Source organism: Shewanella sp. YQ_9 (genome assembly GCF_043103185.1).
GTDB lineage: Bacteria > Pseudomonadota > Gammaproteobacteria > Enterobacterales > Shewanellaceae > Shewanella > Shewanella algae.
In genome coordinates this window covers 37,255-46,535 of sequence record NZ_JBICJO010000017.1, presented here as the reverse complement: position 1 = coordinate 46,535, position 9,281 = coordinate 37,255, and the positions used below count along the sequence as shown (strand labels likewise).

Genomic DNA, 9,281 nt, shown 5'->3' with positions numbered 1-9,281 from the left:
TGGTTGATTCCGAAGAATCGACTCAATGAATTCTGTTCGTATGAACACTCTTCATCGAGTTAAATCGTTTTGTCGATTTCTCAATGCCTGTGAGTGTCCACACAGATTTGCTTGTTTATCTTGTTAAAGAGCAATCCCTTAGGCGCTGTGGCCATCGGGTCAGGGCTGCGTATTCTACGCTTTCCTGCTGCGGCGTCAAGAGGTAATTACCATCTTTTTTCGCCTGTCGTTGAAAGGACTCGAGAGCCGTTTTTCTTCGACCCTGTCACGTCTTTTGCGTTGCCGCTGTGCCGTGTCAGTGGGAGCGCATTATAGGGAGCCAAAACTTTTGTGCAAGGGCTTTTTATAAGAAAAAAGATCGCTTGCCGATCTTTTAGGCAAAAACGATCTTTTTCTGCAATTATGGCTATTTTACGCCCTAATTTACTCAGTTTGCGGCCGACTTGGGTGCATTTTCCTGTTCAATAAAACCTTTGAGTAAGGCTATCGCCTTTGGGTCACCCCAGTCGACGAAACTACGGACAAAGGCAATCAGCTCCCCTTTACCATTAAGAATAAAGGTCGCCGGGATAGTATCGAGTGGGAATATCTGCCCCAACTGCATTTGTGGGTCGTAGTAACTGCGGAAATTTGCCATCCCCAGGGATTGTAGAAAACTGGCAACTTGCTCCTGGCCGCCCTGATCGATGGAAATCGGCAGCAGGACAAACTCTTTATCACTGAACTGCCCTTCAAGCCGTTCCAGAGCAGGCAACTCCCTGACACAAGGAGGACACCAAGTAGCCCAGATGTTGACCAACACCACTTTTCCCTTGTGTTGGCTGAAATCCAATTGGCTACCGGTCTTATCCTGGAAGGGAACCACTTCCAGAGGGAAGCTGTGGGGTAGCACATTGATTTTGTCGACACTGGATTGGATCTGATTGTGATCCTTCGGCTGCATACCGGGATAAGCCTGCGCCCCCAGAGACAGGGACGCCAGCAAGAGTAATGAGTATCTGAGTTTGCTCATTACTTGTCTCGCTTCAATAGCTCATCCAACTGGCGTTGTTCTTCGGCAGACAGTTCGAGCGCTTTACCACCGGTAGTACGCTGTTTGCGGATGAAAATAAAGCCAATCAAACCACCGAACAACAGCAACGCCACAGGGCCCAGCCAAAGGACGTAGGTCTTGGTCTCAAGCCTTGGCTTATAGAGAACGAATTCGCCGTAGCGACTGGTCATGAACTGGACGATTTCATCATCAGCCTTGCCCTCTTCCACCATCTTGTACACTTCAAGACGCAGATCGCGGGCAACCGGTGAGTTGGAATCGATCAGGTTTTGATTCTGACACTGGGGGCAACGCAGCTCATGAGCCAGCGACAATGCCCGCTTCTGCTTATCAGGAGAACTGAACTCGAAGGTATCCACCGGCGTTGCCGCCACCTGAGCGGCATAACCGAGCAGGAGCGCCGCAACAGCAAAGGTTTTCAGCAACAACTTTCTCATGACGCTTTATCCTTAGCGGCCTCGGCCTGCAACTGTTGGATCATGGGATACAAGGTTTCTTTCCAAACCCGCATATCTACCGGCCCGGCATAGCGATAACGAATGACACCGTTGTGATCCACGATGAAACTCTCCGGCGCACCATATACCCCGAGATCCAGACCGAGACGACCGTCCTTGTCATAGATATTCAACGTGTAGGGGTCGCCTTGGCGAGAGAGTTCTCTTACCGCCAGCGCCCGCTCGTCACGGTAGTTGATGCCATAGATGGGCACCAAGTTTTGTCGAGCCAACTGCATCAGGTAGGGATGTTCATACTTACAGGATGGGCACCAAGTCGCCCATACGTTCAGCATAGATACCTTACCTTTAAGATCTTCGTTGGTGATCATCTCTCCCGGCGTTTCCAGTTTCTCCAGCTGGAAGGCAGGCACAGGCTTACCTTCCAACGCAGAATCCAACTGCTGCGGATTCAAGAACAGTCCCTTGTAAAGGAAGATCCCCATCAAAAGAAACAATATCAGTGGAATAAAAAGTATTAGCTTCTTCATCTTCTTCTTACCTGTTTCAGGCTGTTGCCAGTTTGGCTTTCTTGGCTGCAGCCGCTTCTTCAGCGCGGGCCTTGGCACGATAGCGCTTATCTGAAGCCGCAAAGAAACCACCAACCATCATAAAGATACCGCCAAACCACAACCAACGAACAAAAGGTTTGTAGTTCAGTCGCACTGCAAACTCAGTACGGCTTACAGGGTCGCCCATAGTGACATAGAGATCCCGGAACAGCCCCCAGTCGATACCGGCCTCTGTCATATCCATGGTGCGAACATTGTATTGACGACGATCCGGCTGCAACAGAGCAATCTTTTCGCCATCTTTCAGTATTTCAACCTGCCCTTGCTGTGCCGTGTAGTTAGGGCCAACAACGTTACGGGTTTCCAGATACTTAAAGGTGTAACCGGCCAACTCATGGCTGACGCCTGGGCCCATGCGCACACTCTTCTCAATAGAGTAGTTGGACACCATGGTGGCCCCCACTACAGAGACAGCAATACCCAGGTGGGCGATGATCATCCCCAGTTCACTGCGGCCCATACGCGCCAAACTGACACTGCCGTCTTTCGCTTTAATCACGTTGTAACCGGCACGCAGAGTCGCCAGCACAATCCAGACAGCCGCACCTATACCCAGTGCAACCCAGATGTTGAACTCACCACCGGCAATAAATGGCGCTATCACGCCCAGTACAGCTGAAATGATCGCAGGCAACAACAGCTGGCGCTTGAGCTCACCCTGCTTGGATTTTTTCCAGCGAATGATGGGGCCAATCCCCATAAAGCCGAACAGTACCAGCACGATGGGAACAAATACTGCATTGAAGTATGGTGGGCCAACGGAAATCTTACCCATGCCCAAAGCATCGATCAGCAGCGGGTAAAGGGTACCAAGCAATACGGTACCTGCCGCTACGGTCAGCAATACGTTACAGACCAGCAGCATGGTTTCTTTGGATTTCAGCTCGAAACGGGCAGGGCTGCTCATTTCACTGGCACGGAAAGCAAACAGTGTCAGCGAACCGCCTATGGCCAAGCCAAGCAGCAGTAGAATGAACATACCCCGGCTTGGGTCTGCCGCAAAGGAGTGCACTGAGGTCAGCACACCAGAACGAACGATAAAGGTACCCAATAAGCTCAGGGAGAAGGCAAAGATAGACAAGAGTACTGTCCAGTTACGGAAGGCACCGCGTTTCTCTGTCACTATCAAGGAGTGAACCAGCGCTGTACCGACCAGCCATGGCATAAAGGATGCGTTTTCAACCGGATCCCAGAACCACCAACCACCCCAGCCGAGCTCGTAATATGCCCACCAGGAGCCCAGTGCGATACCACCTGTTAGGAAAATCCAGGCGGCCAGAGTCCAAGGGCGGCTCCAACGAGCCCAGGCAGAATCGAGTCGACCGCTCATCAGTGCGGCGATGGCGAAAGCAAAGCTGACAGAGAAACCCACATAACCCAGATACAGCATAGGCGGGTGGAAGATCAGACCCACATCCTGCAGCATGGGATTAAGGTCGCGCCCTTCCGCCGGGATCGGGAATAAACGTTCGAATGGACTGGAAGTGAGTAGCATGAACAGGGTAAAGCCTATGGTGATCATCGCCAACACGGCCAATACCCGAGCGGTGAACACCTCTTCCAACCCCTTACTGAAGAAGGCTACAGCTGCAGCCCATACAGAAAGTGAGAAGACCCAGAACAACAGCGAACCTTCATGACCACCCCAAACTGCTGCAATCTTAAAGAAGATAGGCAATTGAGAATTGGAATGATGGGCCACATAGGCGACTGAGAAGTCATCGGTTGCGAAGCTGTAACCCAGCGCGATTACCGATAAAAAGATGAATAAAAACATACCGTAACTCAGAGGCCAGGCATAGCGCACTAAGTATTGGTCTTTGCGGGCAACACCGATCAGGGGGACGGTCATCAGCAGTACAGCGAACGCCATCCCTATGATCAATGAGAAATGTCCAAGTTCTGGGATCATGGGTTTTCCTCAGTTTCCAGGTCAATGTCTGCCAAGCTTCTTATTCTGGGCAGACGCACAACTACGGGGCACACACCATTACCTTATTAACTTAATCACGGCTTAAAAGCCGTAACGGTTAACAGGTATATATTACGAATTTTTGCTCATTTTAGTATTTGCTTTTGTTCCTGTCTGCCACTTTCCACCAATTATGGGTCGCGGCTCTCATTCTCCGAGAGGCCAATATCGGTAGGGAAAAGGCGGCAAGACTCAAGGCTGTGACAGGCGTTAACTAGAGAAGTTTCATTGAATTTTTTGCTGAAATTTGGAACTGTGAACCAGTGCCCAACTATGACCATTAACCCAGATGGGGGGCTTATATTACTGTTCAATGAATCATCTTTCCGTATAATCTTGCAGTCAGGCCGTGCGGTAACCCCGCTTTGTCACAAACCAACGTGAAATAAACATAATGACCACTTTTTGGATTTTTATTGCGATTGTTGTGTTAGTCAGCCTGGGGCTGATCTGGCTTCCTCACTTCCGGCAACAGAAGCTGCTCAAGGCTGAAGAGTCCGGTGTCCGCAAACAGACCAACCTGGAACTGTTTAATGAACGTCTAGCCATTCTGGAGAAGGAACACCAGGAAGAACTGCTGGATCAAGACGAATTTGAATCCCTGAAAAAAGAACTGGAAGTCAGCTTACTGCAGGACATCAAACAAGGAGCCGACGAATCACTCGACTCTCAGGCTAAGCCTAAAGGGCTACTCTGGCCAAGTCTGATGTCGGTTGTATTACTGGTTGTTGCCGGCTACTCCTATCAGCAGTTGGGTGCCTATCAAAATATCGATTCGCCTCAACCAGAGAATCCCCATGCCGGTATGAGCACTGAGCAGATCATGATGCAGCGAGTGCAGATGATGGAGTCAGCTGTGCAACAGGAGCCTGAAAACAGCCAGGCTTGGTTCAGCCTGGGTCACGCCTATATCTCTGCCGGACAATATGATCAGGCAGTCGCGGCCTTCGATAAAGTGATCGAACTTGTGGGTGTACATGCCGAGCTGCTGGGTCCTAAAGCCACCGCCCTCTACTATAAGGCTGGCCAGCAGATGATCCCTGTGGTTCAGTCGCTGATCGATCAGGCACTGAAGCTGGATCCACAAGACCCTTCCACTTTACTGCTGGTTGGTATGGATGCTTTCTTTACCGCAGACTACAACAAGGCCATCGGCGCTTGGCAGACTATTCTCGACAGCGATAGAGCCGACGTGGATCGTGCCGCACTGATCAATGCCATTGACAGCGCCAAGATGCGTATGCAGGCAGAAGGTGGTGCCACCATGCCGAATGACGAAGCCCATAAAGGCCTGAAGGCAGCCACAGCCAAGACAGTGACACTGAATGTTTCTATCGCTCCTGAACTGGCAGCCAAGGTCAGCAATACTGATATGCTGTTCATCTTTGCCAGAGCGACGGAAGGCCCCAAAGTTCCACTGGCGGCCACCAAGGTGAGTGCCAAGTCATTACCTGTGACTGTGACTCTGGATGACTCTACCAACATGGGCGGCAACGTCAAACTCAGTGATGCAACCGACGTTGAAGTGATTGCGGTATTGTCCAAGCATGGCAGCGTTAAGCCTCAGCCTGGCGATCTGCAAGGTAAGCTGGCCAGCATTAAAGTTGGTGCCAGCGGCGAACTGGTGCTGGATACCGAAGTCCAGTAATCCTTGGTAAACAGACATAAAAAAACCGGCTGATGCCGGTTTTTTTATGATGATACCTGATTACTTGGACATGAACTCGATAGCGTTCTTGTAATCTTCATCAGTACAATCTGTGCACATGCCACCAGGAGGCATAGCGTTCAAACCAGACTTAACGCTGTTAAGCAGGGTGTCGATACCTTTGGCCAGGCGAGGCTCCCAAGCAGCAGCATCGTGTGCTTTAGGTGCACCGGCAACACCCATGCTATGGCAGACTTGGCAGGCTTTATTGAAAACGGCCTCACCTTCTTGGGCTGACACGTTCGCAGACATAGTCAATGCAGCTACTGCGGTCATTGCTAACAGTTTTTTCATGTTCAATGTTCCTAATGCAAATACTTACAAAGCTCAACGCTGCCCTTGGTTAAAGTAGGCAGACTCATTTTAGCTCGCTAAGAGTACAACAAACTTCAACAAATCTCATCTTTTTGTGATTAAAATCGCAGCTTGTCCTGTAAATAAGGACAAAGGTCGCGAATTCATTAATATATTAGTAACAGATTAAAAAGTTCCCAAAAATTCACTTTTATTGGAAGCATATCAAATTGCTGAAACTTAGTGCGATGCAGTGGTAAACCCCAGCCAGAGCATGTGTTAGTATCTCTTGTGTTTCCTTACCGCTTGTTATAGAGGGCTCAGTGGCAGAACCAAAACCTACATCACTGCTGTCGGCAAGCAGCCTCACTTGTATTCGTGAAGAGCGGATACTGTTCGATGAACTCAGCTTCGATATCAACCCTGGCGATATAGTCCAAATTGAAGGTCCCAACGGCGCCGGTAAAACCAGCCTGCTGCGGATCCTCGCAGGTCTGTCGCGCCCATACGGGGGGGAAGTCCTGTTTCAGGGAGAAGCTATCACTCGTTGCCGCGATGAGTTCAATGAAAACCTGCTTTATCTGGGCCATCTCGCCGGCGTGAAAAGTGAACTCACCGCCGAGGAAAACCTTAACTTCAATTTAAGAATCAGTGGGTATGATGACTTTGATGCACGGGAAATCCTTGCCAAAGTCAACCTGACCGGGTTTGAAGAAGCGCTTGCAGGCCACCTTTCTGCTGGCCAACACAGACGAACCGCACTCGCCAGGCTCTGGCATACCGCCTGTAAAATCTGGATTCTGGATGAGCCCTTTACCGCGATCGACAAGAAAGGGGTCGCTGAATTGGAGCAACTCTATATTCGCCATGCCGATGCCGGTGGTTGCGTCATTCTGACGACCCACCAGGATATGGGCATCATTACAGATGAAAGGTTGCGGAAAATCCGCTTGGATTATCGCTTCGTATAAGGCTTAGCAGAGATGAACAGAGGCATTAGTTTTACCAAGGCATTTTTCACCCTGCTGAAACGGGATCTACAGATTGCCGTGCGTCATCGTGGTGATATTTTTAACCCACTGCTGTTTTTTATCATAGTGGTTACCCTGTTTCCGCTGGGTATAGGTCCTGAGCCACAGGTGTTGACCCGGATTGCTCCCGGGATTATCTGGGTTGCGGCCTTGCTGGCAGCCATGTTGTCACTGGAGCGGCTGTTCAAGGCAGACTTCAGTGACGGAAGTCTGGAGCAGATGTTGCTTAGCCCGCAGCCACTGGCGCTGTTGGTACTGGCCAAAGTGTTTGCTCACTGGTTACTGACTGGCGTACCTTTAATTATAATTGCACCGCTGTTGGCTGTGCTGCTGCATCTGGACGACAACAGTTACGGCGCCTTGATAGCCACCTTGATGCTGGGGACACCTGTATTGAGTCTGCTTGGCGCCATAGGTGTTGCTCTTACAGTGGGCTTACGCAAAGGCGGCGTGCTGCTTAGCTTGCTGATTTTGCCACTGTATATACCAGTGTTGATCTTTGCGACCGGCGCGATCGACTTTGCAGCATCCAAACAACCCTATGATGGTCAGCTGGCGATTCTAGGCGCCATGCTGGTCGGTTCTTTAGTCTTGGCACCTTTTGCTATTGGTGCCTCATTGCGAGTGAGTACTAACTGAAATGTGGAAATGGTTACATCCCTACGCCGACCCTCAAAGGGCGTATCAACTGTCAGGAAAACTACTGCCTTGGTTTGCACTGCTTGCCCTGGCACTTATCGCAACCGGAACCGTGTGGGGTTTGGCATTTGCTCCCACAGATTACCAACAAGGTGACAGCTACCGTATTATCTTTATCCACGTACCAGCGGCATCCATGTCGATGGCTGCTTACATGGGTATGGCAACCGCAGCCTTCATAGGCCTGGTGTGGCAGATCAAGCTGGCCGATTGGGCCGCCGCTTCTATCGCACCAATTGGTGCCGTGGTCACCTTTATCGCTCTGTTCACTGGTGCCACCTGGGGTAAACCCATGTGGGGCACTTGGTGGGTTTGGGATGCACGCCTGACCTCTGAACTTGTGCTGTTGTTCCTGTATCTAGGGGTTATCTCTCTTTATGCCTCATTCGAAGACAAGGTTCTGGCCGCCAGAGCCGCCGGCATTCTGGCCATAGTTGGAGTGATCAATATCCCTATCATTAAGTATTCGGTTGAATGGTGGAACTCACTGCACCAGCCATCCACTATCCGAATCACCGAAAAGTCGACCATGTCTACCGACATGCTCTACCCTTTATTGATCAACATATTTGGGTTTGGTTTGATGATAGGTGCCATCACTCTAGTGCGTTTCCGTGCCGAAATTCTGGCCCGTAACGGAATGCGCCCTTGGGTTAGGGAACTGGCCAAGGCCGAAGGAGTCAAATAATGCAGTTTCAATCTTTAGCAGAGTTTTTCAACATGGGCGGCTATGCCTTCTATGTGTGGTTGGCCTACGGTGTCACTTTCGTGTCCCTTAGCCTGCTTATCCTGGTCAGTTCGATGAAGAAGCGTCGGGTACTGCAGGAAATAGCATCCAAAGTGCAACGTGAGGAACGCCTCGCTCAAAACCGGAGTAACAGATCGTGAACCCAAGACGCAAAAAGAGACTGGTATTGGCTGTAGCCTTGATTGCAGGTGTTGCTGCCGTGGCTTCCTTGCTGTTATATGCCCTCAACTCCAACCTTAACCTCTTCTATACTCCCACCGAGATAGTCAATGGTAAAAAGGATACTGGCATCAAGCCGGAAGTGGGCCAGCGGATCCGCGTGGGCGGCATGGTTACTGTAGGCTCTATGGTGCGTGACCCTGAAAGCCTGCATGTTGAGTTTGCCGTACATGATGCCGCCGGCGGCGAAATCATTGTGACTTATGATGACCTCTTGCCTGACCTCTTCCGTGAAGGCCAGGGTATCGTCGCTCAGGGCGTATTGATTGAAGGTGGTAAGTTAGAAGCCTCTGAAGTGCTGGCCAAGCATGATGAAAACTATATGCCACCTGAAGTTGCCGAAGCCATGGGCCAGACCCATGAAAAGCTTGAGTACAACACGCAACAGGTCGGCGGCGCCAAGTAAATGCCCATAGATAAAAAAGCCTCTTCGGAGGCTTTTTTATTACTTGCAGAGTCTGAAATTTCTGCCACGCTAAAATTCTAT

At 50.4% G+C, this 9,281-nt stretch carries 11 protein-coding genes; 6 read left to right on the top strand and 5 right to left on the bottom strand.

Features of this window, described 5'->3' with window-relative positions:
* Nucleotides 1-427 precede the first annotated feature (427 nt).
* From ACF8D4_RS05130 to ACF8D4_RS05115, 4 genes are read right to left on the bottom strand one after another with little or no spacing between them, the layout of a single operon-like run.
* On the bottom strand, nt 428-1,012 hold the full coding sequence (locus tag ACF8D4_RS05130; RefSeq protein WP_107006356.1) for a TlpA disulfide reductase family protein: 585 nt from the start codon (nt 1,010-1,012) through the stop codon (nt 428-430).
* Nucleotides 1,012-1,491 carry a heme lyase NrfEFG subunit NrfF gene (gene nrfF / locus ACF8D4_RS05125; RefSeq protein ID WP_025889965.1) on the bottom strand — a complete coding sequence of 160 codons (480 nt, stop codon included), beginning with the start codon at nt 1,489-1,491 and terminating at the stop codon, nt 1,012-1,014. Before nrfF ends, ACF8D4_RS05130 begins: the two co-directional genes overlap by 1 nt.
* Complete coding sequence (locus ACF8D4_RS05120; protein ID WP_025011988.1) at nt 1,488-2,042, bottom strand: DsbE family thiol:disulfide interchange protein; 555 nt, start codon at nt 2,040-2,042, stop codon at nt 1,488-1,490. Before ACF8D4_RS05120 ends, nrfF begins: the two co-directional genes overlap by 4 nt.
* Before the next feature lie 16 nt (nt 2,043-2,058).
* Nucleotides 2,059-4,035 carry a heme lyase CcmF/NrfE family subunit gene (locus tag ACF8D4_RS05115; protein WP_025011987.1) on the bottom strand — a complete coding sequence of 659 codons (1,977 nt, stop codon included), beginning with the start codon at nt 4,033-4,035 and terminating at the stop codon, nt 2,059-2,061.
* 454 nt (nt 4,036-4,489) lie between these two features.
* On the opposite strand from ACF8D4_RS05115, the gene ccmI reads away from it, so the two are divergent.
* The gene (gene ccmI, locus ACF8D4_RS05110) at nt 4,490-5,743 is read left to right on the top strand and encodes a c-type cytochrome biogenesis protein CcmI (RefSeq protein ID WP_025011986.1); all 1,254 of its coding nucleotides are present in this window, start codon (nt 4,490-4,492) and stop codon (nt 5,741-5,743) included.
* A gap of 60 nt (nt 5,744-5,803) precedes the next feature.
* Here ccmI and ACF8D4_RS05105 read toward each other — a convergent pair whose 3' ends face one another.
* The gene (locus ACF8D4_RS05105; protein ID WP_025011985.1) at nt 5,804-6,097 is read right to left on the bottom strand and encodes a cytochrome c5 family protein; all 294 of its coding nucleotides are present in this window, start codon (nt 6,095-6,097) and stop codon (nt 5,804-5,806) included.
* A 323-nt stretch (nt 6,098-6,420) separates the two neighbouring features.
* On the opposite strand from ACF8D4_RS05105, the gene ccmA reads away from it, so the two are divergent.
* From ccmA to ccmE, 5 genes are read left to right on the top strand one after another with little or no spacing between them, the layout of a single operon-like run.
* Nucleotides 6,421-7,068: a cytochrome c biogenesis heme-transporting ATPase CcmA gene (gene ccmA / locus ACF8D4_RS05100; protein ID WP_028781247.1), complete on the top strand. Its 648-nt coding sequence runs from the start codon at nt 6,421-6,423 to the stop codon at nt 7,066-7,068.
* A 12-nt stretch (nt 7,069-7,080) separates the two neighbouring features.
* Nucleotides 7,081-7,767 (top strand): heme exporter protein CcmB, encoded by a 687-nt coding sequence (gene ccmB, locus ACF8D4_RS05095; protein WP_025011984.1) that lies wholly within the window; start codon nt 7,081-7,083, stop codon nt 7,765-7,767.
* A gap of 1 nt (nt 7,768) precedes the next feature.
* The gene (locus ACF8D4_RS05090; RefSeq protein WP_025011983.1) at nt 7,769-8,515 is read left to right on the top strand and encodes a heme ABC transporter permease; all 747 of its coding nucleotides are present in this window, start codon (nt 7,769-7,771) and stop codon (nt 8,513-8,515) included.
* Nucleotides 8,515-8,715, top strand: a complete 201-nt coding sequence (gene ccmD, locus ACF8D4_RS05085) for a heme exporter protein CcmD (RefSeq protein ID WP_025011982.1) — start codon at nt 8,515-8,517, stop codon at nt 8,713-8,715. The genes ACF8D4_RS05090 and ccmD overlap by 1 nt, the downstream gene beginning before the upstream one ends.
* Nucleotides 8,712-9,200: a cytochrome c maturation protein CcmE gene (gene ccmE, locus ACF8D4_RS05080; protein WP_025889966.1), complete on the top strand. Its 489-nt coding sequence runs from the start codon at nt 8,712-8,714 to the stop codon at nt 9,198-9,200. Before ccmD ends, ccmE begins: the two co-directional genes overlap by 4 nt.
* Nucleotides 9,201-9,281 lie beyond the last annotated feature (81 nt).

Coding starts and splice junctions, on each gene's coding strand:
- ACF8D4_RS05130 (WP_107006356.1), bottom strand. CDS start 1,012: ATGAGCAAACTCAGATACTCATTACTCTTGCTGGCGTCCCTGTCTCTG.
- nrfF (WP_025889965.1), bottom strand. CDS start 1,491: ATGAGAAAGTTGTTGCTGAAAACCTTTGCTGTTGCGGCGCTCCTGCTC.
- ACF8D4_RS05120 (WP_025011988.1), bottom strand. CDS start 2,042: ATGAAGAAGCTAATACTTTTTATTCCACTGATATTGTTTCTTTTGATG.
- ACF8D4_RS05115 (WP_025011987.1), bottom strand. CDS start 4,035: ATGATCCCAGAACTTGGACATTTCTCATTGATCATAGGGATGGCGTTC.
- ccmI (WP_025011986.1), top strand. CDS start 4,490: ATGACCACTTTTTGGATTTTTATTGCGATTGTTGTGTTAGTCAGCCTG.
- ACF8D4_RS05105 (WP_025011985.1), bottom strand. CDS start 6,097: ATGAAAAAACTGTTAGCAATGACCGCAGTAGCTGCATTGACTATGTCT.
- ccmB (WP_025011984.1), top strand. CDS start 7,081: ATGAACAGAGGCATTAGTTTTACCAAGGCATTTTTCACCCTGCTGAAA.
- ACF8D4_RS05090 (WP_025011983.1), top strand. CDS start 7,769: ATGTGGAAATGGTTACATCCCTACGCCGACCCTCAAAGGGCGTATCAA.
- ccmD (WP_025011982.1), top strand. CDS start 8,515: ATGCAGTTTCAATCTTTAGCAGAGTTTTTCAACATGGGCGGCTATGCC.